The following is a 26,054-nucleotide window of genomic DNA, read 5'->3' as shown; positions in this document are numbered from 1 at the left end:
ACATGGCGCGCTCGAGAGAGATCTCGAGCACCGAGCGCTCGTCCAGGGGCTCGGACTCGAGGAGGGCGTCGAGGCTCGTGCCGAGCGCGCGGGCGATCGAGCGCAGCAGGCTGAGCTTCGCCTCGCGCTTGCCGGTCTCGATCATCGACAGCTGGCTCGGCACCCGGTCGACGGCCGCGGCGAGCTCGTCGAGCGTCATTCCGCGGGCGGTGCGCAGTTGACGGATGCGTCGGCCGATCGTCAGGGGATCCACCTCTTCATCCTCGTCGGGCTCGAGACCGTGAACCGGGCGCGTGACGCTGCTCATACCCCGATTCTGTCACGAAAGCAGAATTTTGCTAGAACTTCACACCCTCATCGACAAGTTCAGTGCCCCAATTTCGCCCACAGTGGAGACAAGCCCACCGAGGCGCCGATCCCGAAGGACAGATCATGACCATCACAGAAACCCGCACGCCGCCACTGACCACGACCGCTCCCTCGATCGAGGTCCTCGGCGCACTCGGCAACCGGTACGACGAGATCCTCAGTCCCGATGCACTCGCGTTCCTCACCGAACTGCACCACCGCTTCTCGTCCCGTCGGCATGATCGCCTCGCCGACCGGTTGCGTCGCAGGTTCGAGATCGGCAACGGTCACGACCCGCGCTTCCGCGACGACACCGCACACATCCGCGCCGACGACAGCTGGCGGGTCGCGGGCGCCGGACCTGGACTCGAAGACCGCCGCGTGGAGATCACCGGGCCGACCGACCCGAAGATGACGATCAACGCCCTCAACTCCGGCGCGCGGGTGTGGCTGGCCGATCAGGAGGACGCCACGTCCCCCACCTGGAAGAACGTGATCGAGGGCCAGCTGTCGCTGCGTGACGCGATCCGCGGCGAGCTGTCGTTCACGTCGCCGGAAGGCAAGACCTACAGCGTGACCGCCGAGCGCACCCCCACCATCGTGATGCGCCCGCGCGGCTGGCACCTGGGCGAGAACCACATGCGGTACACCGATCGCGCGGGACGGCAACTCGCGGCATCCGGATCGCTCGTGGACTTCGGCCTCTACTTCTTCCACAATGCCCAAGCGCTCATCGATTCGGGACGCGGACCCTACTTCTACATCGCCAAGCTCGAATCCAGCGAAGAGGCGAAGCTCTGGGACGACGTGTTCTCATTCAGCGAGAAGTACCTCGGCATTCCCCACGGCACAATCCGCGCGACCGTGCTGATCGAGACACTCCCCGCCGCGTTCGAGATGGATGAGATCCTCTACGAGCTACGCGACCACTGTGCCGGCCTGAACGCGGGCCGCTGGGACTACATCTTCTCGATCATCAAGAACTACCGCGGACGCGGAGCGCGCTTTGTCCTACCCGACCGCAGCGAAGTGACGATGACGGTGCCGTTCATGCGCGCCTACACCGAACTGCTCGTGAAGACCTGTCACAAGCGTGGAGCCTTTGCGATCGGCGGCATGAGCGCGTTCATCCCGAACCGTCGTGACCCCGAGGTGACCGCACGCGCCTTCGAGAAGGTCGCCGCCGACAAGAAGCGCGAGGCCGGCGACGGGTTCGATGGCACGTGGGTGGCGCACCCCGACCTGATCCCGACCGCGATGGCCGAGTTCGACGCCGTGCTCGGCGACCGACCGAACCAGCTCGATCGCCAACGCGACGACGTGCAGGTGAAGGCGGCGGACCTGCTCGACGTGCACATCGGCAGGCCCGTGACCGCCGCGGGCGTGCACGCGAACGTGTCGGTCGCGATCCGCTACATCGAAGCGTGGCTGCGCGGCCTCGGAGCCGTGGCGATCGACAACCTCATGGAGGATGCGGCAACCGCCGAGATCTCGCGCAGCCAGGTGTGGCAGTGGATCCATCAAGACCGCTCCACCGCGGAAGGCGACCCGATCACCCGCGAGTACATCGAGGGTCTCATCGGCGAGGTGCTGCGCGAGGTCGACCGACGCGAGGGAGACCGCTACGAAGACGCCGCGCAGATCTTCCGCGAAGTGGCGTTGGGCCAGGACTTCCCGGCGTTCCTCACGCTCCCCGCATACGCGAAGTACCTCGTCGAGACCGACTGACCGCGCTTTTCGAGCCCCACTATCCACCCCATATTCCGAAGGAATTGACATGACCCACTACGAAGACGACATCGCAGCCGTCGACGCTCTCAAGAAACAGAACGGCCCGAGCTGGGATGCCATAACCCCCGAGTACGTCGCGCGCATGCGCGCACAGAACCGCTTCAAGACCGGGCTGGAGATCGCCCAATACACGGCCGACATCATGCGGCGCGACATGGCGGAGTACGACGGCGACTCGTCGCTGTACACGCAGTCCCTGGGCGTATGGCACGGCTTCATCGGGCAGCAGAAGCTCATCTCCATCAAGAAGCACTTCAAGACCACGAAGAAGCGCTACCTCTACCTGTCGGGGTGGATGGTGGCGGCAATGCGCTCGGAGTTCGGTCCGCTACCCGACCAGTCCATGCACGAGAAGACCTCGGTGCCGGCCCTCATCGAAGAGCTGTACACCTTTCTTCGCCAGGCCGATGCGCGCGAACTCGACCTTCTCTTCACGAAGCTCGACGCAGCCCGTGCCGCAGGCGATGAGACTGCCGAAGAATTCATCCATTCCCAGATCGACAACTACGAAACGCACGTGGTGCCGATCATCGCCGACATCGATGCCGGCTTCGGCAATCCTGAGGCAACATACCTGCTCGCGAAGAAGATGATCGAGGCTGGCGCCTGCGCCATCCAGATCGAGAACCAGGTCTCGGATGAGAAGCAATGCGGCCACCAGGACGGCAAGGTCACGGTTCCGCACGACGACTTCATCGCAAAGCTCCATGCCGTCCGCTATGCGTTCCTCGAACTCGGGATCGAGAACGGCATCATCGTCGCGCGCACCGACTCGCTCGGCGCAGGCCTCACACAGAAGCTCGCCGTCTCGCAGACGCCGGGCGATCTCGGCGACCAGTACAACGCGTTCCTCGATGTCGAAGAGATCCCCTCGTCCGACCTCGCCGACGGCGACGTCGTCATCCGACGCGACGGCAAACTGCTCCGCCCGCGGCGGCTCGCCAGCAACCTGTACCAGTTCCGCCCCGGCACGGGCGAGGCCCGATGCGTGCTCGACTGCATCACCTCGTTGCAGAACGGCGCCGACCTGCTGTGGATCGAGACGGAGAAGCCCCACGTCGAACAGATCGCGGGCATGGTGGATGAGATCCGCAAGGTGATCCCGACCGCGAAGCTCGTCTACAACAACAGTCCGTCGTTCAACTGGACGCTGAAGTTCCGTCAACAGGCGTACGACCTTCTGGTCGCCCAGGGGGCCGATGTGTCGGCCTACGACCGCGCCGACCTGATGAGCGTTTCCTATGACGACACAGAGCTCGCACGCCTAGCCGACGAGAAGATCCGGACGTTCCAGAAGGATGGCTCGGCCCGCGCGGGAATCTTCCATCACCTCATCACCCTGCCGACCTACCACACGGCTGCGCTGTCGACGGATGACCTCGCCAAGGGCTATTTCGGAGACGAGGGGATGCTCGCCTACGTCACGGGCGTTCAGCGCCGAGAGATCCGCGAGGGCATCGCGACGGTGAAGCACCAGAACATGGCAGGCAGCGACATCGGCGACAACCACAAGGAGTACTTCGCGGGCGACGCGGCGCTCAAGGCGGGCGGCAAAGACAACACGATGAGCCAGTTCGGCTGAGCCACCTCGCGAGATCATCAGGATGCACGCCCGGAGGGGTCCGCTACAGTGAGCGACGTGGCACGGTTCCAGGCCTCTCCGGGCTCGCAGACCTCTCTGCGTGAGGCGAACCGCGCCCGCGTGATCGACAGCCTCAAGCGGTATGGCCGCCTCACACAGGTAGAACTTGCCGGCATCACGGGCCTCTCCCCCGCCACGGTGTCCAACATCGTGAAAGAGCTGACGGCAGCGGGCGTCCTGAACACGTCGATCACGTCGCGCAGCGGTCGCCGGGCAACCCTCGTCTCGCTCGCGCGTCACCTCGGGATCGTCGCTGGGGCGCACTTCTCGTCGCGGCACCTGCACATCGCGATCGCCGATGCGACCCGAACGATCGTCACGCAATCGACACTGCCATTGCCCGTAGATCATCGGCACGACGCCGAGCTCGACCGCCTTGCCCTGCTTCTGAGCGACATGATGGATTCGATCGGCGGCTCGCTGTCCGACATCCTGGCGATCGGTCTGGGTCTTCCCGCGCCGGTCGATCCACGAACCGGGCGGATTTCCGCCCCCGGCCTGTTGCGCGGATGGGAGGGCGTGGATATCGCGGAAAGCCTGTCGGCGCGCACGGGTCGCCCGGTCTTCATCGACAGCGAAGCGAACCTCGGCGGCCTCGCCGAGGCGCGGGAGGGGGCCGCGCGCACGTCCGCGTCGTCCGTCTACCTCCGGGTGGGACAGACGATCAGCGCGGGACTCGTCGTGGGCGGTGACCTCTTCCGCGGCGTGAATGGCAAGGCCGGTCAGATCGGGCACATCACCCTCGACGAGAACGGGCCCGTCTGTCGCTGCTCCAACCGCGGTTGCCTCGAGACATACGCAGGTGGCCCCGCCCTGCTGAGCCTGTTCGCGCCCGACGGCGGCTTCCGTCGCCTGGGCGACCTCGTGCAGGCCGCCGAACTCGGGGACGGCCGCGCACGTCGGGTGATCGCCGACGCGGGCAAGCACCTCGGCATCGCGGCGGCCAGCCTGACCAATCTCTTCGACCCCGAGGCGATCGTGGTCGGCGGCGAACTCGCCCGGGCCGGCGAGATTCTGCTCGCGCCGATGCGCCACGCCCTCGAGCGCGCCGCCCTCTCGGCTTCGGGTGAGCTGCCCGAAATCGTCGAGTACAGCTTCGGGGAGTGGACCGAGACGCGGGGCGCGATCGCGCTCGCGCTCGATCACGTGAGCGTCGATTCGGAGTCCGTCGCTCTTCCCGCGTGATGGCGACCCTAGACTCATCGCGTGTCGATGGGGATTCGCGATGGTCAGCCTGGCCGTGCTCGCACGGCGATCGCGTGCGCCTCGGCACTTCTTCTTCTTGCCGCGATGCTCACAGGTTGCAACGCGTTCGCGGGCGGAGCGGACAAGATCGGACTGCTGCTGCCCGATGCGAAGACCGCTCGCTACGAGAGCTTCGATCGGCCCTTCTTCGAGCAGCGCGTCGCCGAACTCGGTGACTACGAGGTTCTCTACGCCAACGCCGATCAAGACATGGGTAAGCAGCAGGAGCAGGCCGAGTCGCTCCTGGCCGCGGGGGTCTCGGTGCTCGTGCTCGACCCGGTTGATGCCGAGGCGGCCGTCAGCATCGTCAACTCCGCGTCGGGGATGGGCGTGCCCGTCGTGGCATACGACCGCCTGATCGCAGGTGGCGACATCGCGTACTACGTCTCGTTCGATAACGCGCTCGTCGGTGTGCTCCAGGCGCAAGCGCTCGTCAACGCGCTCGCGACCGGCGGCACCGGCGGGATTCTGATGGTCAACGGGTCCCCGACCGACAGCAATGCTCCCCAGTTCGAGGAGGGCGCCCTGAGCGTCATCAACTCCAGCCATCTGACCGTTCTCGCCTCGTATGACACGCCCGACTGGAGTCCCGATAAGGCGCAGGAGTGGGTGGCCGGGCAGGTGGCCCGGTTCGGGTCGCAGATCGAGGGCGTGTACGCGGCGAACGACGGCACCGCGAGCGGCGCCATCTCTGCGCTTCGCAGCGCGAACGTCGATCCCCTGCCGCTCGTGACGGGACAGGATGCCGAGCTGACCGCGATTCAGAGGATCATCACGGGGGATCAGTTCATGACGGTCTTCAAGGACGTGCGTCCCCAGGCGCGAAAGGCGGCCGAAGTCGCCGTCGCTCTGGCCCGCGGCGAAGAAGTGACGTCGAGCGTCGAGGTGAGCGGCATCCCTGCCACCCTGCTGATGCCGGTCGCCGTCACACAGAAGAACATCGCGGAGACGGTGCTCGCCGACGGCTTCTGGTCGTGGGAGCAGGTCTGCACGGAGGACTACGCCGAGGCGTGCGCCGCCGCCGGGTTGGTGGCACCGTGAGCCACGAGCGCATTCTGACCGTTACCGCCGCGACGAAGCGCTTCGGCGCGGTGACTGCCCTGAGCGCGGTGGACTTCTGGGTGGACGAGGGCGAGGTCGTGGCTCTGGTCGGCGACAACGGCGCGGGCAAATCGACTCTGGTGAAGATTCTGGCCGGTGTGCATGCGCCAGACAGCGGATCCCTCGAGTACGACGGGCGCGTCGTCTCGCTCTCCGACCCGGCGGACGCGAACGATCTCGGAATCGCGACCGTCTTCCAGGATCTTGCCCTGTGCGAGAACCTGGATGTCGTCGCGAACGTCTGGCTCGGACGCGAGCTCGTCACCGAGGGACGCCTCGACGAGGTCGAGATGGAGCAGCGCACCTGGTCTCTCCTCCGAGATCTCTCGGCGCGGATCCCGTCGGTGCGCGACCACGTGTCGACGCTGTCGGGCGGGCAGCGTCAGACGGTGGCGATAGCCCGCTCGCTCGTCGGCGAACCGAAGATCGTGATCCTCGACGAGCCGACCGCCGCCCTCGGCGTTGCGCAGACGGCCGAGGTGCTCAACCTGATCGAGCGACTGCGGGAGCGCGGACACGGTGTCGTGCTGGTCAGCCACAACATGGCGGACGTGATGGCGGTGGCCGATCGCGTCACGGTCCTGCGCCTCGGACGCAACAACGGCGTTTACAACGTGGCCGACATCACGACCGAGACTTTGCTCGCGGCGATCACCGGCGCTATGGAACCGACAGCATCCGCGCCGCCCCGCGTCTCCCGCACCGATCCCGCCGCGATCACCATGCCCGGCCACGCGGCGGACGTCGTGTCTCTCGCGGATCGCAATGGCCGACGACGGGGGCGGATCACATGAGCGCGTCCGAGTCCGCGCGCGAATCGCTCGCGATGGCCGGGTACCGCATCCGCGACGGTGCCACCGCACTCGTGGAGCGCACGCGTAGCGGAAATCTGGGAGTTCTGCCCGTCGTCCTCGGCCTGGCGCTGATCTGGACGATCTTCCAGATTCTCAACCCGGTGTTCCTCTCGAGCACCAACCTGGTAAATCTCACGCTTCAGTCCGCGGCGATCGGGACGATCACCCTCGGTGTGGTCATCGTCCTCCTGGTCGGCGAGATCGACCTCTCGGTCGGATCCGTATCGGGGCTGGCCTCGGCGGTGCTCGCCGTCGGCCTCGTGCAATCTCGCTGGCCCCTGATCCTCGCCGTGCTTGCCGGGGTCCTGGCGGGTACGGCCGTCGGGCTGCTGTACGGACTCCTCTACACACGATTCGGGATCCCGAGTTTCGTCATCACACTCGCTGGTTTGCTCGGCATCCTCGGGGTTCAGCTCTGGGTGCTCGGCGAGTCGGGTTCGATCAACCTGCCCTTCGACTCGTGGCTGGTGGTCTTCGCCCAGCAGATGTTCCTGCCCGCCTGGGCCTCGTACGTCGTGATCGTGCTGGCCGTCGCCGCGAATGCTGTCGCTCACCTGCGCACGGCGCGCCGCCGAGAGCGGGCGAACCTGACGTACCAGAGCACTCGCGCGATCGCGCTCCGCGCCATCGCGCTGCTCGGGGGACTCGGCGTTGCGGCGTGGTACCTGAATTTGTCGCGCGGCGTCGGACTCTCCTTTCTGTTCTTCGTCGGTCTCGTCGTCATCGCCGACTTCGCACTCACCCGCACCCGGTGGGGGCGGGCCGTCTACGCGGTCGGCGGATCGGTGGAAGCAGCCCGGCGCGCCGGGATCCGCGTCGACCGCATCTACGTCTCGGCTTTTGTGCTGTGCTCGACCTTGGCGGCGACCGGCGGAATCCTCGCCGCGGCCCGGCTTGCGGCGGTCAATCAGAGTTCGGGCGCGGCAGACACGAATCTGAACGCGATCGCCGCTGCGGTCATCGGGGGCGCGAGCCTCTTCGGGGGACGCGGGACCGCGTGGGCGGCACTGCTCGGCATCCTCGTCATCCAGTCGATCTCTTCGGGGCTGACGCTGCTCAACCTGGATTCGTCGGTGCGATTCATCGTCACGGGTGCCGTGCTCGTGTTGGCCGTGATCATCGATTCCACATCGCGAAAGAGCCGGGCGGCACACGGGCGGAACTGATCCGCCGGAAGCTCGATCACCTTTTTGCCTTCAGTTACTGAATCGTTGCGATCGCCCATCGGCAGTGTTCGTTCCTCGTTCTGAGCACATGGCCACTTTCTGGCCGGTCATCCTGCGCGTCATGCTCAACGAAACGAGCCTTCTCATCCTCTGAATCGATTCGGGAACGGTCCCATCAATTCTTGCGTTCAAGTCTTGACGTTAACGAGCCGCGTCGTCATGATCGACCTGCGGGGCACTGATGCCCCGGCAATCGCATATTCAGTGTGGAAGGGCGAAAGATGAAGAAGTCTCTGCTGCTCCCGGCGCTCGCCGTCGTCGGAGCCTCGGCGGTGCTCTTGGCCGGCTGTTCCGGTTCGGGTACCCCGTCAGCCTCGGAAGGCGGTGGCGGCGACGCCGCCGGACGGGCCTGCGTCATCCTCCCCGATGCCGCGTCCTCGCCCCGTTGGGAGAACTTCGACCGCAAGTACCTCCAGGAAGGTCTCGAGGCCGCGGGCTTCGACGTCGACATCCAGAACGCCCAGGGCGACGTCAACAAGTACTCCACGATCGCGGACCAGCAGCTGACCCAGGGATGCGGCGTCATGCTCCTCGTCGACTACCAGGGTGCGGCCGAAGCAGTCGCGACCAAGGCGAAGGCCGAGGGAATCCCGGTCATCGCCTATGACCGACCGTTCACGGGTGCCGACTACTACGTGTCGTTCGACAACGTCGAGGTCGGCCGCCTCGAGGGCCAGACCGTGCTCGACGGCCTCGAAGCCGCGGGCAAAGATCCCGCCACGTCCGTCGTCGTCTACATGGGTGGGGACCCGACCGACGGCAACGCCGCCATGTTCAAGGAGGGCGCCGCCGAGGTCATGGAGGCTGCCGGAATCGAGCCGGCCGCCGAGCCCCCGGGAATCTGGGACCAGGCCAAGTCGCAGACCAACTTCGAGCAGGCTCTGACCTCGCTCGGCGGCGTCGTCGACGGGGTCTGGGCGGCGAACGACACCAACGCAGCTGGTGTCATCAAGGTCCTGCAGGACAACAACCTGACGGGCGTTGCCGTCTCCGGTCAGGACGCCAACGTCGCGGGCCTGCAGAACATCCTTCTCGGCTGGCAGACCGCCACGGTCTACAAGCCCGTCAAGGATGAGGCGGACGCCGCTGTCGAGGTGGCGGTTGCGCTGCTCAGCGGTGAAGAGCCCTCGGCTGACGCGGAGCTCGACGACGGAACCCCGTACATCCAAGTCACGCCGATCCTGGTCGGACCGGACAGCGTCAACGACGTCATCGCCGCCGGCGACGCCGCCTACGACGACGTCTGCACGCCGGATGTCATGGCCGCGTGCGAGGAGTTCGGCGTCACGGCACCGTAGCTCGATCCATCCGGGGGCGTCGCATCGGCAGCACGATGCGGCGCCCCCGACAACGACCGCCAACACGACCAACGAAAGAGCGAAGATGCCAGACCCGATTATCGAACTGGTCGGAGTGAAGAAATCATTCGGACCCGTCTCCGTGCTGAAAGGGATCGACCTCAAGGTCTATCCCGGAAAGGTCACCGCGCTCGTCGGAGACAACGGAGCGGGCAAATCGACGCTCATCAAGGGGCTTGCCGGCGTGCAGCCCTACGACCAGGGCGAAGTACGCATCGACGGAGTTCACCGCGACCTGACCACGCCGCGGGAAGCGGCGGCGCTCGGCATCGAGGTCGTCTATCAAGACCTCGCGCTCTGCGACAACCTCGACATCGTGCAGAACATGTTCCTCGGCCGCGAGGAGCTCTCGGTCGGAACGTTCGACGAGGGACGGATGGAGAAAGAAGCATCCGACACCCTCCGCTCACTCTCGGTGCGCACCGTGAAGTCCGTGCGGCAGAGGGTCTCGTCGCTGTCGGGCGGCCAGCGGCAGACGGTGGCCATCGCACGAGCCGTCCTCAAGAAGGCTCGTGTCGTCATTCTGGACGAACCCACCGCCGCGCTCGGCGTCGCTCAAACCGAACAGGTGCTCAACCTCGTGCGTCGCCTGTCGGAGCAGGGGGTCGCGGTCGTCCTCATCAGCCATAACCTCGCCGATGTGTTCGAGGTCGCCGACGACGTCGCCGTGCTCTACCTCGGTCAGCTCGTCGCGCAGCTCGAGGTCTCGGAAACGACCCGTGACGATGTCGTCGGATACATCACCGGCACGAAGACTCCGCCCGGATTCACCATTCAAGAGACCAGCACCATCGCCACGGGAGGCGCAGAATGACAACGTCGTCCAAGGATGCGGCTCCGCCCCTCATGGGCGAGGGCATGATCGGATCCGGCATCGAGGGAGGCCTCGGCGACCAGATCCGGGCCTGGTGGCAGCGAGTGCGTTCCGGCGACATGGGTGCGCTTCCCGCAATCGGCGGGCTCGTCGTGCTCGGCGCGCTGTTCAGCCTGCTCAGCCCGTTCTTCCTCACGGAGCGCAACTTCGCGAACCTCATGAACCAGGCCGCGACCCTCGTGATGTTGGGGATCGCCCTCGTCTTCGTCCTGCTGCTCGGCGAGATCGACCTGTCGGCCGGTGTCACCGGGGGCGTTGCAATGGCCCTGTTCGTCGTCCTCAACGCGCAGTTCGGCGTGCCGTGGCCGCTGGCGCTGCTCATCGGCTTCGTGGTCGGCTTCGCCACCGGTGCGCTCATCGGATTCTTCGTCGCGAGGGTGGGGATACCATCCTTCGTCGTCACGCTCGGGCTCTTCCTCGGATACCAGGGGCTCGCGCTGCTCATCATCGGTGACGGCGGCCTGTATCGCGTCCAGGTTCCCGAGCTCGTCGCCATCCAGAACAGCAACCTGCCCGTCTGGGCGGGGTGGGCGCTGCTCGCCATCATGATCTTGATCTCGGGCGGGACGTCGTGGTGGGACCGGGCGCGACGCACTCGGGCAGGCGTTCCGAACCGAACGATCACGGTCGTCTGGATCAAGCTGGCCGCCATCTTGGTGATCGGCGGCATCGTCGTGTTCGTCCTCAACCAGGATCGTGGGCAGTCGGTCGTGGCCGTGCAGGGCGTGCCGGTGATCGTGCCGATCGTTCTGGCGGTGCTGTGGATCGGGACGTTCGTCCTCGACCGCACCAAGTTCGGCCGCTACATCTACGCGATCGGCGGGAACAAAGAGGCCGCGCGGCGCTCGGGCATCAAGGTCCGACTGATCATGTGGTGGGCGTTCGTGATCTGTTCCACGCTGGCCGTCCTGTCGGCACTATTCAGCGTGGCGCGTGTCGGTTCGGTCGACGCGACCGTCGGGCGGGACATCGTGTTGAGCGGTGTCGCGGCCGCTGTCGTCGGTGGCGTCAGCCTGTTCGGCGGCAAAGGGCGGCTCGTTCACGCCGCGATCGGGGCGCTCGTGATCGCGGTCATCACGAATGGGCTGGGTCTGCTCGGCCTTCCCGCAGGTATCAACCTGCTGGTGACGGGTGGCGTGCTGATCCTGGCCGCCACGGTTGACGCTCTCTCTCGTCTGCGGTCGGGGGGCGGTTCGCGAGTGTAGGGCGGCGCGAGGGCGGGGCGCGGGTCACGCGACTACGATTCAAGACGTGACCGAACGCGCTCCGCTCTCCCGCAAACTGTCCGCCATCGCCGAGTCGGCGACCCTCAAGGTCGACGCGAAAGCAAAGGCCCTCAAGGCCGCCGGGCGCCCCGTCATCTCCTACGCCGCGGGCGAGCCCGACTTCGCCACCCCTGAGTTCATCGTCGACGCCGCAGCCGAGGCCGTGCGCGACCCCGCCAACTACCGGTACACCCCCGCGGCGGGCCTTCCGGTGTTGCGCGAGGCGATTGCGGCCAAGACCATGCGCGATTCCGGTCTCGAGGTCGACCCCGCCCAGGTCGTCGTGACGAACGGTGGTAAGCAGGCCGTGTATCAGGCGTTCCAGGCCGTCGTGAACCCGGGCGACGAGGTCCTGCTGCCGGCGCCGTACTGGACGACGTATCCCGAGGCGATCGCCCTGGCCGACGGCGTGCCCGTCGAGGTCTTCGCCGGGGCCGACCAGGAGTACAAGGTCACGGTCGAGCAGCTCGAGGCCGCTCGCACGGAGCGCACGACGGTCCTCGTCTTCGTCTCCCCCTCGAACCCGACCGGCTCGGTCTACTCGCCCGAAGAGACGAAGGCGATCGGTCAGTGGGCCCTCGAACACGGCATCTGGGTGATCTCGGACGAGATCTACCAGAACCTCGTCTACGAGGGCGCCCGCGCCGTGTCGATCGTCGAGGCGGTGCCCGAGCTCGCCGGCCAGACGATCCTCGTCAACGGCGTCGCCAAGACCTACGCCATGACCGGATGGCGCGTGGGCTGGATGGTCGGACCGCGCGACGCGATCGCGCTCGCGTCGAACCTGCAGTCGCACCTGTCGAGCAACGTCAACAACATCGCGCAGCGGGCGGCACTCGCCGCACTTTCGGGTCCCCAGGACGAGGCCGAGGGCTTCCGGCTCGCGTTCGACCGTCGGCGCCGCTTGATCGTCGATGAACTCTCGAAGATCGATGGCGTCGTCGTACCCATCCCGCTCGGCGCCTTCTATGTCTATCCCGACGTCACCGGGCTGCTCGGGCGCGAATGGGGCGGCCGCACCCTGAACACCTCGCTCGAGCTCGCCGACTTCATCCTTGAAGAGGCCGAGGTCGCGGTCGTGCCCGGCGAGGCTTTCGGGCCGAGCGGATACCTGCGCCTGTCGTACGCGCTCGGCGACGAACAGTTGCTGGAGGGCATCCGGCGCCTCCAGCAACTGTTCGCCTGACCGAGCGGGCGCGCGAGCCGCTTCAGAACCGGGTGATGACGCTCCGCGCGGTTCGCCCCGTGCGGAGCTGATCGTAGGCCTCGTTGAGGTCGTCGATTCCGATCTCGACCGAAATAAGGTCCGTGAGGTTGAGCCGACCCTGCAGGAACAGCGAGGCGTAGAACGGGATATCGCGCTTGATGTTCGCGTGCCCCATGTAGACGCCCTGCACCTTCTTCTGCCAGCGCAGAAAGTCGTTCGGGTCGAGCTCGATCGTCGATCCCGCACCGTGGATACCGATCAGGCTGGCGGTGCCGCCGACGGCGAGCATCGCGATGGCCTGGAGCGCGGTGTCCTTCCGCCCGATCACCTCGAAGGCATGGTCCACACCCCCGTCCGTGAGCTGCTGCACCGCTGCGACGACATCGCCATCGCGACCGTTGACGACATCGGTCGCTCCGAACGCGCGAGCGAGTTCGAGCTTCTCGTCGTTCAGGTCGATGCCGATGATTCTCGCGGCACCCGCCAGGCGCGCTCCGCTGATGACGTTCAGGCCGACGCCGCCGAGACCGATCACCGCAACGGTCTGACCGGGACGTACTCCGGCGGAATTGATCGCCGCGCCCGCCCCCGTGATGGTGCCGCAACCGAGAACGGATGCCTCGGCGAACGGGACCGCCGGGTCGATCCCGACGAGCTGGTTCTCGTGCAGGAGCGCCTGCTCGGCGAATCCCGCGGTTCCCATCGCGGCCAGCACGGGCTCTCCGCGGCGGCTCAGGCGCGGGGGTTCATCCGGCGCACGCAGGGTCGCCTCGGGGTGCGCGCAGCGCACGGTATCGCCGCTGAGACAGGCGACGCACGCCCCGCAGAACTGCACCAGTGATCCGACGACGTGGTCGCCGACCGAGAACTCGGTGACCTCCGGGCCGATTCCCGCAACCACCCCCGCGATCTCGTGGCCGAGCACCATCGGCGGTTCCATTCCGAAGTTCGTCTCGGCGAAGTGCAGGTCGGAGTGGCACAGACCCGATGCCTTGATGTCGACTAGCACCTCTCGCCCGCGCGGCTCGTCGATGTCGATCTCTTCGACATCGAAGCCGGCCCCGAAGCCGTTGACGACCGCGGCCCTCATGCTCCCGCTCCCAGGATGACGTTGATCGACTTGGTGTTGAGGTAGTTGTAGAAGACCTCGTGGCCCTGCTCTCGTCCGAGTCCCGATGCCTTGTAGCCGCCGAAAGGCGAAGCAAGGTCGGGGGCGTACCCGTTCACGCCGATGGTGCCGGTCTGCACCGCGCGTGCCACGTCTCGGGCCGCTTCGATGTCACACGAGAAAACCGCCCCGCCGAGCCCGTACTTCGAGTCGTTGGCGATGCGCACCGCATCGTCGCGGTCCTGATATTCCATGACGGTGACGACGGGACCGAACACCTCTTCCTGGGCGATCTCGTCTTCCGGCGAGACTCCGGCCAGGATGGTCGGCTCATAGAAGTAGCCCGATTCGCCGGGCAGATCGCGTCCGCCGGTGAGGACCTGGGCGCCGCGTGCGCGAGCCCCGTCGACCAGACCGCGAACGCGTGAGCGAATGCGGTCCGAGACGAGCGGGCCGAGTTCGGTGGAGGCGTCTCGGGGATCGCCGAGTCGGAACGAGCGCGCCACGTCCACGAGTCCGTCCACGACCTCGTCCCGCCGCGAACGCGGCACAAGCACGCGCGAGAGCAGGAAGCAGGTCTGACCCGAGTTCATGAAGGAGTTACCGCGCAGCCCCGCCAGCGTGACATCGATGTCGGCGTCGTCCAGCACGATGGCCGCGGACTTCCCGCCGAGCTCGAGAGTGACCGGGATGAGCCGCTCGCCGCAGTTGCGGGCGATGATGCGGCCCGCGGCGGTCGATCCGGTGAATGCGATCTTGTCGACACCGGGGTGCTTCACGAGGGCGTCGCCCGTCTCGCGACCACCCGTGACGACGTTCACGACGCCCGGAGGGAATCCCACCGCCTCGACTGCCTCGGCCAGCGCGAGCGCGTCCAGCGGAGTCTCGGCCGCGGGCTTGATCACGACGGTGCACCCGACCGCGAGCGCGGGCGCGAGCTTGGCGGAGAGCAGAGACTGCGGATAGTTCCAGGGCACGATCAGGCCCGCGACACCCACCGGTTCGTACCGGATGGTCGAAGCACCGGGACCGGCGATGTTCGCCCGTTCCTCTTCGAACGCGAAGGCGCGGATGAGTCCGGCGAAGTAGCGCAGTTGGCCGGCCGGCATCATCCCGTTCACGTAGCGCGATAGGCCCGTCGGCTGACCGATCTCGTCGGTCACGAGGTCTGCGATGTCCGCGCCGCGACGCTCCAGTTCGTCCGCGAGACGCTCGAGCAACGTCGCCCGCTCGTCGGCGCTCATGCGCGGCCAGGGTCCGTGATCGAACGCTTCACGCGCCGCGCGAACAGCGGCGTCGATGTCGGCAGCGTCCCCGTCCGGGGCGGTTCCGACAATCCTTCGGGTGTAGGGGTTCTCGACCTCGATGCGGGCCGAAGTGTGGGGCGTCAGCCATTCTCCGCCCGCGAACAGGCGGTGATCGGAATGCGATGTCATCGTCGACATGGGGGCTTCCTCCTTTGGAATCCCTCTTGTTCTATACGACGCGGGCCAGCTTGTCATCAGCCTGACTGAAATTGGTCGATCGCGCTCTACAACTCCACGTCGATCAGGACGGGCTCCGGTTGCAAGAGCAGGCCGAACTCCGCCTGCACCCGCTGCTGGATGAATCGTGCGAGTTCCGCGATCTCGCCCGCCGTCGCTCCCCCGCGGTTCGTGAGCGCGAGCGCGTGTTTCGTCGAGAGTCCGGCCCGCGAGCGCGGCAGCGAGAACCCCTTGCGCAACCCCGAGTGTTCGATGAGCCAGGCGGCGCTCACCTTGACATCGGGAGCGGAGGTGGATGCAGCGGGCACAATGCCGTCGTACGACTCCAGGGGAATCACGGTGTCGACCTCGACATCCGGGCGCACCGGCCAGCGCGGGCACTCGGGGGGGAGCGTCCGGGCGAACGCAGCCGACACGATCGCGTTCTGGAAGAACGATCCAGCGCTCCGCGTGTCGGGGTCGGCACGGTCGTCAGGCAGGTCGTCGAGCACCATGCCCTTCGCTCGACGGGTCGCGAGCACACGGTGACGCACGTCGCGCAACGTTGCCGCCGCGCCTGGCTCGTACCCGAGGGCACGTCGCAACTGCTCGCCGCGCACGAGGCGCGGCGCGTCCCCGACCTCTTCCAACTCGAGGGTCACAGAGAGGATGACGGAGGGACGTTCGGCGACCGAGCCGTAGTGGGCTTTGAACACGGAGGTGCGGAAGCCGAGCCCGAGTTGCTCCACCGGCACCGTCTCGACATCGCCGGTCGTCTCGTCGATGAGCTCGACCTCGACGAGCGTCTGTTCGATCTCCTGCCCGTACGCGCCGACGTTCTGCACGGGTGCTGCTCCGACCGTTCCGGGGATTCCCGACATCCCCTCGATCCCGGCCAGGCCTTCGCGAACCGTGTGCGCGACGAGGTCGTCCCAGTCGTGTCCGGCCTCGATCCGCAGGCGGACATAACCCGGACGCGCCGAGGGTACCCGCTCGATGCCGCTCGTCAGGATCCGTACGACGGTGCCGTCATAGTCGGAATCACCCACGAACAGGTTCGAGCCTCCGCCGAGCACCAGCCATGGTTCACCCGTCGACCAGACTTCACGGAGCGCTGCAACCAGCTCATCACGGGTGGTCGCGGCGATCATGCGGGCGGGCCGTCCGCCCGTGCGAAGGGTCGTCAGCTTCGAGAGGGGAACGGGTTCGATGTCGGGCATGGGACTCACCCCAACCGAACGCGCACCTGCGCCTTGCCGAGCACGGTCGTTTCGGCATGCGAGACGACGAGGTCGATGCGCGCGGTTCGGGCGGCCTCGTCGACCTCGGCCACGGTCGCCACGACCCGAACGTCGGCGCCATCCTCGGCGTCGACGACGACGGGACGCGTGAAGCGCACACCGTAGTCGGTGATGTGGCCGGCGTCGCCGAGCCACGGCACGATCGTCGAACCCGCGAGGCCCATCGTCAGCATTCCGTGCGCCAAGACGCCGGGCAGCCCGACACGCGCCGCGACCTCGTCGCTGTAGTGGATGGGGTTGAAGTCCCCCGATGCCCCGGCATAACGCACGAGGGACTCTCGGGTCAGGTGGACGGTGCGCTCGGCGACGACCTCGCCGACGGTGGGAAGCAGGCCGGTCATTCTTCGCCGCCGATCAGCAGGATGGATGTCGCGGTCACGACATGAGCACCCGAGGCATCCGTGATCTCGGCTTCGCTCGTGACCATGGCGCCTTTGCCGATCGCACGGACCCCGGTGACGGCGAGTCGGCCGGTGAGCTCGTCGCCCGCGACGATCGGCCTCGTGTAGCGGAACTTCTGTTCGGCGTGAATCGTGCGCTCGAGGACGACGCCCGAGTCGGGTTCGGCGAGCAATTGCTGCAGGGTGTGATCTTGGATCACCATCGCGAAGGTCGGCGGCGCTACGACATCCGTGTACCCGAGCGCTTGTGCCGCTGCGACATCCGTATGCGAGGGGTCCGTGGCGAAGACGGCGCGGGCGAACTCGCGCACCTTCTCCCGGCCGACGAGGTACGGCTGCGTCGGCGGGAAGTCACGACCGACGAGCTCGGGGTTCACTGGCACCCCGCCATCCTATGATGGCGTACGGGGGCTACTTGGATCGCCCGCGGATTGCCCGCACCAGGATCTGGACGGTGATGAAGAAGAGGAACACCGCGAAGATGATGTTCGCCGAGAAGGGATCGATGCTCTTCGTGATGATCGCGCCGAGCGCTGTGGTCGTGCACGCCGAACCACCGACCAGGGCAGCCCCCAACAGGTTCACGTTCCGACGGCCGAGGTTGCCGATCGTGCCCGAGATTGCGGTCGGGATGATCATCAGCAAGCTCGTGCCGCGGGCGATCAGGTCGCTTGTGCCGAAGATGAGCAGCAAGGCGGGAACGACGACGATGCCGCCTCCCACGCCGAGGAGTCCCGAGAGGAGCCCCGTGATGAGTCCGAGCGCGATCAGTCCGAGGACGGTCACCACACTGAGCTCGAACGGCTCGCCCCGGCTGGGGATGACGAGGAAGAGGCTGACGATGACGACGACGAGGAACGCGGCGAAGCCGAACTGCAAGACACGCACCGGCACCCGAGGCAGGAGCCACGTGCCGACCTGAGCGCCGATGACCGCCCCACCGGCCAGGATCAGCGCGGGGATCCAAGCGACATCGCCGCTGAATGCATAAGAGATGACGCCGACGCTCGCCGCGGGGATGATGGCCGCAAGCGACGTACCGGCCGCGAGGCGCTGCGGATAGGCCAGCAGCAACACGAGGAGCGGGACGATGACGATGCCGCCTCCGACGCCGAACATCCCCGACAGCAGACCGGCGAACAGACCGACCGAGATGTGCAGGATGACCCGTCCCGGCGTCCACCTGTAGCCCTCGACGATGTCGCCATCTCCACCGGTTGCACCACGTCTTGGCATTGCCCGACCTCTCTGCCCACGCGGGCACACCAGGAAAACCCTAGTCCAGGCACGACCGTGCGCCCGCCGCGCTCAGGCGTCAGGCGTCCGCGCTGGTGACGACGAGTCGGCGGGTGCGCCCAGGGCCGTGAGCTGCGCCGAGATTTTGCGTACCTCGGCCCGGGTGGCCGGCTGGTACTCCTCGTGACCGGCGGTCGCGCGCTCGGCGACCCACGATGCCAGTGTCGCGGTGCTGATGCCCAGCACGGCGACCCCCGAGAGCATGAGGATCACGGCGACGACGCGGCCCGCGACCGTCACGGGCGTGAAGTCGCCGTAGCCGACCGTGGTGATCGTCACGAACGCCCACCAGATCGCATCACCGAAGTTGGTGATATTCGCGTCGGGGGACGCCCGCTCGGCCTCGAGCACCGAGAGCGCGGCGATGTAGACGACGATCAGCGCGGATGCGACGCCGTAGATCATGAGGCGGGCACGCAGCGCGTCGCCCGCGCTCCGGCCGAACGGATGGAACAGCGTCAGGACGCGGAGCAACCGGAGGGGCTTGAGGGCGGGAACGATGACGACCGCGAGAGCGAAGAGATGCGCACGGAACCACACGCCCTTCTTCGGCGCGAGCGAGAGCTGTACCAGATAGTCCGCGACGAACATGATCCAGGTGACGAAGATGATCGTGGCCGTGACGACCCGCGGCATTCCCCGGAGCTCACCGATGACCTGCCACGAATACGCGGTTATGAACGCGAACGATGCCACGATCAGTGGCCAATTGGTCAGCTTGTGCCACCGTTCTGGGGTCATGTCCGAATTCTCTCGGATGCCCGGACACACGTCCGCGCAACTCGCCCGCAACGGGTGCGTAACACTCCGACGAATTATCCACAAGTGTCCCCCTTTCGGTGGACAGTAGGTGAACGGTTTTGCTAGGTTACGAGAACCCGATCTCAACGGTGTGACGTGGGGACTGATCACCGTGTCTTATTGCTATGCGATCTGATCCGCGCCGAAATGCGCGTGTTTTTTCGTGCCATGAGACGAATGTTCGTGGGGAATCAGGATAGCCCTCTCGTGTCGACGGCTGGGGAAGACGACGACGCGAGAGGGCCCTTCTGTGCACGGCTCATGTCGCCCATGGAAGGGCGGATGAGCGAGGGTCCGCTAGTCGCGTGACATCAGGGTGGTGCGGGGCGGACCGCGGTGCGGAATGGGGACAGGGCGCTCAGATCTGGAGCGCGCCTCGCGCCGCTGCAGGTCGCGAATGACCGCGACCGGCGAGCTGTATCGCGCGGGGAAAGGCAGATCGAGGAGCCACTCGACCTCTACCTCGTCTGCGTCAACCTCGTAGATGCGCGCGACGGTGCGGCGTGGATCTCCGAGCGGACGTCCCAAGTCGAGGACGACCCACATCATCGTGGTGGTCGGCTGCAACGCGTAGTGCGGATTGTGGATGCTGGACATGGTTCTCCAACCGTTGTCCGTCCAGTGTGCGGCGGCACTTCGGCATCCCCGCACCCCTTGACAACGGGGCGCGTTCATGTCTCAGACGACTGTCTCAACCGAGCCGGTCGCCCTTCGCTGCGGCGTACACCGGATCGGTCACACCGCCCGAACACGCGTAGCGCTCGATGTCCCAACCCGCCAGCGTGGCACCGCCGCGATAAGCGGCCTCGAAAAAGTCGAGGATCGCGGCGGCCTGGTCGGGGGCGTCGCGAACGGCTGCTAGCGGGTAGACCGCGAGGTGACTGGCGCCTCGGTCGAGCCACTCGGCTCCGGCTGGGAGCGCACACGAGCTGATCCTCGCAGGCTCGGGCGACGCATAGGAGTAGAACGCCGGGGCAGGGTAGGACTCATCCCCGAACCAGAATCCGAAGCTCACGACTTCGCGCGAGTAGGCCTCACGCGTGACGGAATCGGATGTGGCGTCGTGCGCGACGATCGTGTCCGAGAAGCGCGTGGCTGCGATGTCGAACGTGTGCCAGAAGTGGTGCACCGGGCTCGTCTTCCCCGAGAAGCGTCCGCAGAACTCCTCGAGGATGAGGTTGACGTGCGACAACGTCTGCCAATACGTGGCGACGGCGTCCTCATCGTAGGTTGCGTGCTCGGTGTCATCCGCGAAACGCCGCCCGGCATCGGGGAGGTCGAAGGGGGTGGCTTCGACGATCGGGGATGGGTCCACGCCTGCCCTCGTCAATACGTCGACGAACGCCGAGTGGAATCCCGCGACGCTCAACCCCCGCAGGCTGAACGACTCCCTCCGCCCATCGGTCGTCGCGACAACGAGCCGATGTTCGATGAAGTCGAAGTCGACCGCGAACACCGGGTCCGAGCCCATCGGTCGGGTTGTTATCCCGGCTCCGGTGACGTGGAACGGGACGTTCCACCAGTGGTTGCGTCGTGGGCTGTCGGCAAGGCGCAGCTTCCCGACGATCTGCAGGTAGCGGTGGAGTGTCTCCTTCGTGTCACGCCAGGACTCGTACGGCAGCTCCGGCAGCGCCATCATGTGAGTTCGTCCGCCGTAGCAGTCATAGCAAGTGTTGTAGACCTCGTCCGACCACGTACGCTCCGGCCGCGGCTCCGGCGATGAGCAATGTCAGCGTTACGAGCGCCAGCGCGAGCCCATCGATCGGCAGCTCGCCGTCGGCTACGAGACCATCGTGAGCACGCCGATACCGAACGGATGCGCGAACATACCCGGCACCTGCGGCGACAACACCGATCATCCCCACCGTGACGGCCGCGGCGGGTCCGATGACCTCTGCCGAAAAGCGAACCACGACTGCGCTTGCCACCGCGAGCGCTAGGCACGTGCGTCGCCACGCGAGCAGGGTCCGCTCCGGCTGAAGCCCCGGGTCGAACGGAGCGTGTCCCGCACTCACCAGAAAAAGCCCAGCGTCAAGAGCACGACCGCCACGATGATGCCTGCCACGATCACGAGGCTCACGCCTGTCGAAGGGAGTGCCCGATCTTCACGTAGAGCGCGTTCAGTACGCAGCCAGGACAGCCACGCGTGCGCGGCAGCGACTACCCCCAGGACAACGAAGACAACCGCCGCGGCCAGGCGGAATCCGGCCGAGACAGGAATCTGGAGCGCCTCGAGTGCGACTCCGGCGGCGAGCAGCGCGAGCGACGTACGGATCCAGGCCAGGAAGGTGCGTTCGTTCGCAAGGCTGAACCGCGGGTCCGGCTCGGACCCGCGGTTGTACAGAGAACGGGGGAAACGATTCGTCATGGTGTTGTCGTCGACTGTACCGGTCCGCCGGGGGTCAATCCGTGAGGGTCGGCTCGGACAACTGAGGCAGAACCCGCTTGATCACATCGGTCAGGGTCACGACGCCGACCATCGAGCCAAGGTTCTCCACGACCGCCAGTTGTACCCGGCTCTCGCGCATCTGGCGCAGCACGTCGTAGACCGGGGTGGCCGCGTCCAGCCGCAGCGCAGGTCGCGCGAAGGCGGCCGCCGGGGAGCCATCGTCGGCGAGCAAAGTGTCGCGCACGTGCACAACCGACTGCGCGTTGCCCGCGGCATCCGTGAGCAGAATCCGGAGGTGGCCCGAACGCTGCGAAGCGGCACGCACCTCGGCAACGGTTGCGCCGCCTGCGACGGACGTTGGGTGGCCATTGTTAGACGTGATGCCTTCGGCGGTGAGGGTCTGCAGAGCGATGACGCCGGTGATCTGCGTGCGCAGCTCGGGCTCGAGAACGCCCACCTGAGTCGAGTACTCGACGAGGTGCCTGATCGTGTCGGCGTCGCGGCCACCCACCGCCGCTTTGTCGACGGGTTCGACACCGCTTCGGCGGACGAGTGCGTTCGCGATCTGATTGATCCACAGCAGGAAGGGCCGGAAGAGCCAGATGAAGGCGCGTGCCGGGATCCCGATGAGCTTGGCCGAACGCTCGGGATGGGCGATCGCCCAGGACTTCGGCGCCATCTCGCCGATCACGAGGTGCAGGAACGTCACGACCAGCAGCGACAGCGCGAACGCTGCCCCGCCCGCGAGCCATTCGGGCGCACCCCACGCCGTGAAGACCGGGCCGAGCCATCCGTCCACGAACGGCTTCGTGATGGCCCCGAGTGCGAAGGTACAGGCGGTGATACCGAGCTGGGCGCCGGCGAGCATGATCGTCAGTTCGTTCATTCCGCGAAGCGCCGCGCGCGCGGACGCGCTCTCGGGAGCCATCTCTTCCAGCCTGTGCCGGCGGGCGCCGAGAAGGGCGAACTCGATAATGACGAAGAAGGCACTGAGCGCGATCAGCGCGATGGTCACCAGGATGACGAGACCGGCGCTCATCGGTCGACCTCCTCATCGTCAGCGGGAGCCGCGGGCGCGTTGTGCTCGCGCTCGTGCTCCTGTTCGCGGGAGTACGGCTCTTCGCGCAGCGAGATGCGCACGGTCCGGGGCACGAAGCGTTCGATCTCGACGACCTCGATGTCGATGATCCGCACCGTCTGGACGTCCTTGACCAGGTCCGCTCCCTCAACGGGCAGGCGGACTTCGATCCGCTCGCCGATCTCGGGTAGACGCCCGGCCTCCGCGATGACGAAGCCCGCGATCGTCTCGTAATCACCGCGGGGAAGATCACGCCCCACGGATCGCTCGACCTCGTCGATGTGCACGTCTCCGTCCATCACCCAGACACCGTCCGCGTCCTGTTCCGATCCGGCGACGTCATCGGGATCGTGCTCGTCCGTGATCTCGCCCACGAGTTCTTCGGCGAGATCTTCCATCGTGAGAACTCCCGCGAACCCGCCGTACTCGTCGATCACACACGCCATTTCGTTTCGGGTCTTCGTGAGCAGCGCCAGCGCGTCGGGCAGAGCCATGAGAGTCGGCACGACCAGCGGATCGCGCGTGATCGCGGTCACGGGGCGCGGGTCGCTCGCGTCGGTACCGAGCACATCGGCCAGGTGGACGACCCCGATGGGTTCGCCGTGGTCACCGATCACGGGGTAGCGGGTGTGCGCGCGGGACATGAGAGCACGAACGTCCGCGACCGTCGCGTCAGGCGTGACGGTGTCGACGCGGACGCGCGGAATCATCGCGTGTTCGACATCACGATCCGGGAAGTCGAGGATGCGATCGAGCAGCACCGCCAGTTCTTCCGGGAGGTCGCCGCTGGCGCGGGAGTCCTCGATGATGTTCTCGAGATCCTCGGCCGTCGCGCTCGCATCGACGTCGTGCACGGGTTCCACGCGCATGAGCCGGAGCACCGCGTTCGAGGACGCGTCGAAGAACCGGATGAGCCATCCGAAGACCGTCAGGTAGATGAGGGTGGAGCGCGCGAGGCCGCGTGAGAGCGGATCGGGGTTCGCGATCGCCAGGTTCTTCGGGTAGAGCTCGCCGAAGAGCATCTGGACGACCGTCGCGAGCACGAGCGCGCCGACGGTTCCGATCGTGATGCCCACGGCGGCGGGGATGCCGACGCCGCCCAGCAGCACGCCGAGGGATTCGCCGATGAAGGGTTCGGCGACATAGCCGACCATCAGGCCGGTGACGGTGATGCCCAACTGGGCCCCCGACAGCATGAACGAGGTGCGCTTGGTCACGGCGAGCGCCCGCTTGGCGGATGCGTCGCCCGCTTCGGCCCGTGCGCGCAACTTCACGCGGTCGACCGACATGTACGCGAACTCCTGCGCCACGAAGTAGCCGTTGGCGGCGATGATCGCTGCGGTCAGAGCCAGGCCTGCCAGCAAAAGAAGAAGCGCGGCGATCATCGATTGATCACCACGCTCGGCGGGGAATCGAACCCGCGCAGGCGGGTTCGGAAGGGCGAATACGGTCTATGGCTGGGGTCGTCGGTCGACGACGCGGCAGTCAGGGTGGTGTGCACGGTGTGCTTACGCCTCCGGGGATCGTGGTTTTCCAGGCTAGCGGGCGAGCTCTTTGCCTTGCCGAGAGAGTGCTGGACGCGGTGAACGCTCGACCACCAAGATGGGGAGTCTGAGCTCGACGGACGGGGGCCCGCGATCACGACTCAGCATGATTCCACCGATGGGCTGTCCGACCTGGACGACCTGATGCGCGATGAACGGGCGGCACCCGAGTGGCGCGTGCGGGCGGATCCCGCGATCCGGCGACGTCGCCGCCGGAGGGGTTGGTTGATCGTCGCGATCATCCTCGCGGTCGTGCTCGCGTCCACCGGCGGCTACGTGGCCTGGGCACTGAACGCTCCTCTCCCTGAACCCGTCGTCGAGTGGCAGACACCGGATGTCTCGGTTCCGCCGGCCGCGCCCATCGCCATGCCCCTCGAGGGCGCCGCTGCGATCAGCGTCGCTGGCGCCGACGACTATCTGGGCCCTGAAGCCGCTGGTATCTGGAAGTCGAGTGGCGCAGCGGATCCCCGGCCGATGGCGAGCATCAGCAAGCTGATCACGGCCCTCGTGATCTTGGACGCGAAGCCCCTCGCGAGCGCGGACGACCCCGGTCCGACAATCGCTTTCGACGAGGCCGACCGCGATCTGTTCGACAAGTACTACGTGCTCGGGGCGACGGTCGCCGAGATGCCCCGGGGCAACTCAATGTCACTGCACGACGCGCTCGCGACGATGCTGATTCCGTCGGCGAGCAACTATGCCGAGGCGGTGTCGACCTGGGCGTTCGGTTCGCAGGGAGCTTTCGTGAGCGCGGCGCAGCGCTGGCTCGCGGATAACGGGCTGACCGGCACGACGATCGTCGAACCCACGGGCCTCAGTGCCCGCAACACGAGCACCCCGAGCGACATGATCGCGATCGGGAAGATCGCCGCCGCCAACCCCGTGATCGCGCAGATCGCGGCGACGCGTTCCCTCACGCTGCCGGGTCCGGGGAGGATGTTGAACACGAACGGCGTGCTGGGCACATCCGGGATCACCGGACTCAAGACGGGAACGCTCGGCGAGAACGACTACACCCTGCTGTACACGGCGACCCTCGATGTCGGCACGGGGCAGCCACTCAGCGTCACCGGGGTGATGCTCGGCGGGTTCTCACGAGACTCCGTCAGCGCCGGGGTCGTCTCGCTGCTCGACAGCATCCGCGCGGGGTTCCACAACGTACCGCTCTCTGAGCGCGGCCAACAGGTCGGCACGTACACGACGGCATGGGGATCGGCCGGACGGATGATCGTCCTCGATAGCGCGTCGATCCTGACCTGGTCCGACACCCCCCTCGCCGTGACCATGGACACATCGGCGCCCGAGACATACGAGGACGGCGAGTCCGTCGGAACCATCACCTGGAGCGCCGGTCCGAACACCGCGACCATCGATGTGACCCTCGAGGGCGGGATCGAGCAGCCGACCGCCTGGTGGCGCCTCACGCACCCCGGCGAGCTCGGATAGCCGGATGGCGGGATCGTGACGATCTGTTCACCCGGGGACGATTGCGGGTGGGAGCCGGCAGCCGCATCCTGAAGGCATGTGGGGATACGTACGCGAAATGCTGGATCGCTCGAGCATCGGTGAGATTTTCGGCACAGCGGTGATGTTCGTCGCTGTGGTCGCGCTCGTCTGCTCGGCCATGATCTATGCGTCCGGGGATGAGCTCGCGTTCTTCGGTCTGCTGGCGGCCTTTGCTGTCGGCACGACGGGCGTAGGGATACACATCGCGAGTCGCGAGGCGCGGTTGCGCCGGGCGGGAAACTGATCCATTCCACCG

General features: G+C 66.6%; 26 protein-coding genes. 12 read left to right on the top strand and 14 right to left on the bottom strand.

The features are described from left to right. The coding region (locus MIC448_RS09600; RefSeq protein WP_036298792.1) for a helix-turn-helix domain-containing protein at positions 1-307 on the bottom strand (307 nt) is incomplete at its 3' end. A 125-nt stretch (positions 308-432) separates the two neighbouring features. On the opposite strand from MIC448_RS09600, the gene aceB reads away from it, so the two are divergent. The 10 genes from aceB to MIC448_RS09550 all read left to right on the top strand — a co-directional run bounded on the left by aceB (position 433) and on the right by MIC448_RS09550 (position 12,890). Continuing rightward, positions 433-2,076 (top strand): malate synthase A, encoded by a 1,644-nt coding sequence (gene aceB / locus MIC448_RS09595; protein ID WP_036298789.1) that lies wholly within the window; start codon positions 433-435, stop codon positions 2,074-2,076. A gap of 49 nt (positions 2,077-2,125) precedes the next feature. Continuing rightward, the gene (locus MIC448_RS09590; protein ID WP_036298787.1) at positions 2,126-3,721 is read left to right on the top strand and encodes an isocitrate lyase; all 1,596 of its coding nucleotides are present in this window, start codon (positions 2,126-2,128) and stop codon (positions 3,719-3,721) included. Between the two features lie 57 nt (positions 3,722-3,778). Then, positions 3,779-4,966, top strand: a complete 1,188-nt coding sequence (locus MIC448_RS09585) for an ROK family transcriptional regulator (protein ID WP_036298808.1) — start codon at positions 3,779-3,781, stop codon at positions 4,964-4,966. A 27-nt stretch (positions 4,967-4,993) separates the two neighbouring features. Continuing rightward, positions 4,994-6,067, top strand: coding sequence for a sugar ABC transporter substrate-binding protein (locus MIC448_RS09580; RefSeq protein WP_036298785.1), 1,074 nt, complete (start codon positions 4,994-4,996; stop codon positions 6,065-6,067). Continuing rightward, complete coding sequence (locus tag MIC448_RS09575; RefSeq protein WP_199484432.1) at positions 6,064-6,921, top strand: ATP-binding cassette domain-containing protein; 858 nt, start codon at positions 6,064-6,066, stop codon at positions 6,919-6,921. The genes MIC448_RS09580 and MIC448_RS09575 overlap by 4 nt, the downstream gene beginning before the upstream one ends. A gap of 32 nt (positions 6,922-6,953) precedes the next feature. Continuing rightward, positions 6,954-8,147 carry a sugar ABC transporter permease gene (locus MIC448_RS09570; RefSeq protein WP_051513517.1) on the top strand — a complete coding sequence of 398 codons (1,194 nt, stop codon included), beginning with the start codon at positions 6,954-6,956 and terminating at the stop codon, positions 8,145-8,147. A gap of 281 nt (positions 8,148-8,428) precedes the next feature. Then, complete coding sequence (locus MIC448_RS09565) at positions 8,429-9,505, top strand: sugar ABC transporter substrate-binding protein (protein ID WP_036298781.1); 1,077 nt, start codon at positions 8,429-8,431, stop codon at positions 9,503-9,505. Positions 9,506-9,590: 85 nt separating this feature from the next. Then, positions 9,591-10,379 carry an ATP-binding cassette domain-containing protein gene (locus MIC448_RS09560; protein WP_036298779.1) on the top strand — a complete coding sequence of 263 codons (789 nt, stop codon included), beginning with the start codon at positions 9,591-9,593 and terminating at the stop codon, positions 10,377-10,379. Next, entirely contained in the window at positions 10,376-11,644 is a 1,269-nt protein-coding gene (locus MIC448_RS09555; RefSeq protein ID WP_036298777.1) for a sugar ABC transporter permease, read from the top strand. The genes MIC448_RS09560 and MIC448_RS09555 overlap by 4 nt, the downstream gene beginning before the upstream one ends. 46 nt (positions 11,645-11,690) lie before the next feature. Beyond that, a complete protein-coding gene (locus MIC448_RS09550; RefSeq protein ID WP_051513514.1) occupies positions 11,691-12,890 on the top strand; it encodes a pyridoxal phosphate-dependent aminotransferase in 1,200 nt (399 codons plus the stop codon). A 22-nt stretch (positions 12,891-12,912) separates the two neighbouring features. Here MIC448_RS09550 and MIC448_RS09545 read toward each other — a convergent pair whose 3' ends face one another. The 13 genes from MIC448_RS09545 to MIC448_RS09485 all read right to left on the bottom strand — a co-directional run bounded on the left by MIC448_RS09545 (position 12,913) and on the right by MIC448_RS09485 (position 24,133). After that, positions 12,913-14,001 carry a zinc-binding dehydrogenase gene (locus MIC448_RS09545; RefSeq protein WP_036298775.1) on the bottom strand — a complete coding sequence of 363 codons (1,089 nt, stop codon included), beginning with the start codon at positions 13,999-14,001 and terminating at the stop codon, positions 12,913-12,915. Further along, positions 13,998-15,464: an aldehyde dehydrogenase gene (locus tag MIC448_RS09540; protein ID WP_036298773.1), complete on the bottom strand. Its 1,467-nt coding sequence runs from the start codon at positions 15,462-15,464 to the stop codon at positions 13,998-14,000. The genes MIC448_RS09545 and MIC448_RS09540 overlap by 4 nt, the downstream gene beginning before the upstream one ends. Before the next feature lie 86 nt (positions 15,465-15,550). Next, a complete protein-coding gene (locus MIC448_RS09535; RefSeq protein WP_036298771.1) occupies positions 15,551-16,702 on the bottom strand; it encodes a UDP-N-acetylmuramate dehydrogenase in 1,152 nt (383 codons plus the stop codon). Positions 16,703-16,707: 5 nt separating this feature from the next. Beyond that, entirely contained in the window at positions 16,708-17,124 is a 417-nt protein-coding gene (locus tag MIC448_RS09530; protein ID WP_036298769.1) for a MaoC/PaaZ C-terminal domain-containing protein, read from the bottom strand. Continuing rightward, positions 17,121-17,567 (bottom strand): MaoC family dehydratase N-terminal domain-containing protein, encoded by a 447-nt coding sequence (locus MIC448_RS09525; RefSeq protein WP_036298767.1) that lies wholly within the window; start codon positions 17,565-17,567, stop codon positions 17,121-17,123. Before MIC448_RS09525 ends, MIC448_RS09530 begins: the two co-directional genes overlap by 4 nt. 28 nt (positions 17,568-17,595) lie before the next feature. Then, positions 17,596-18,420 carry a sulfite exporter TauE/SafE family protein gene (locus tag MIC448_RS09520; protein WP_081766321.1) on the bottom strand — a complete coding sequence of 275 codons (825 nt, stop codon included), beginning with the start codon at positions 18,418-18,420 and terminating at the stop codon, positions 17,596-17,598. Between the two features lie 72 nt (positions 18,421-18,492). Then, a complete protein-coding gene (locus MIC448_RS09515; protein WP_036298760.1) occupies positions 18,493-19,221 on the bottom strand; it encodes a potassium channel family protein in 729 nt (242 codons plus the stop codon). Positions 19,222-19,578: 357 nt separating this feature from the next. Beyond that, positions 19,579-19,878, bottom strand: coding sequence for a hypothetical protein (locus MIC448_RS09510; protein WP_036298753.1), 300 nt, complete (start codon positions 19,876-19,878; stop codon positions 19,579-19,581). 94 nt (positions 19,879-19,972) lie between these two features. Further along, the gene (locus tag MIC448_RS09505; protein ID WP_036298751.1) at positions 19,973-20,920 is read right to left on the bottom strand and encodes a DUF5996 family protein; all 948 of its coding nucleotides are present in this window, start codon (positions 20,918-20,920) and stop codon (positions 19,973-19,975) included. A gap of 22 nt (positions 20,921-20,942) precedes the next feature. Further along, positions 20,943-21,296 (bottom strand): DUF202 domain-containing protein, encoded by a 354-nt coding sequence (locus MIC448_RS09500; RefSeq protein WP_036298749.1) that lies wholly within the window; start codon positions 21,294-21,296, stop codon positions 20,943-20,945. Further along, positions 21,293-21,649, bottom strand: a complete 357-nt coding sequence (locus tag MIC448_RS09495) for a YidH family protein (protein ID WP_036298746.1) — start codon at positions 21,647-21,649, stop codon at positions 21,293-21,295. The genes MIC448_RS09500 and MIC448_RS09495 overlap by 4 nt, the downstream gene beginning before the upstream one ends. A gap of 34 nt (positions 21,650-21,683) precedes the next feature. Further along, on the bottom strand, positions 21,684-22,709 hold the full coding sequence (locus MIC448_RS09490) for a hemolysin family protein (RefSeq protein WP_036298743.1): 1,026 nt from the start codon (positions 22,707-22,709) through the stop codon (positions 21,684-21,686). Next, complete coding sequence (locus MIC448_RS09485) at positions 22,706-24,133, bottom strand: hemolysin family protein (protein ID WP_036298740.1); 1,428 nt, start codon at positions 24,131-24,133, stop codon at positions 22,706-22,708. The genes MIC448_RS09490 and MIC448_RS09485 overlap by 4 nt, the downstream gene beginning before the upstream one ends. Positions 24,134-24,436: 303 nt before the next feature. Here MIC448_RS09485 and MIC448_RS09480 point away from each other — a divergent pair, with 303 nt between their 5' ends. After that, positions 24,437-25,738, top strand: a complete 1,302-nt coding sequence (locus MIC448_RS09480) for a D-alanyl-D-alanine carboxypeptidase (protein ID WP_051513512.1) — start codon at positions 24,437-24,439, stop codon at positions 25,736-25,738. Between the two features lie 76 nt (positions 25,739-25,814). Beyond that, positions 25,815-26,042 (top strand): hypothetical protein, encoded by a 228-nt coding sequence (locus tag MIC448_RS09475; RefSeq protein WP_081766318.1) that lies wholly within the window; start codon positions 25,815-25,817, stop codon positions 26,040-26,042. The last annotated feature ends 12 nt before the right edge of the window (positions 26,043-26,054 follow it).

It is taken from the genome of Microbacterium sp. C448 (assembly GCF_000582705.2).
Classification (GTDB): Bacteria; Actinomycetota; Actinomycetes; order Actinomycetales; family Microbacteriaceae; genus Microbacterium; species Microbacterium lacus_A.
Note: the sequence above shows the minus strand (reverse complement) of the source record. Positions and strands in the feature narration are given on the sequence as shown.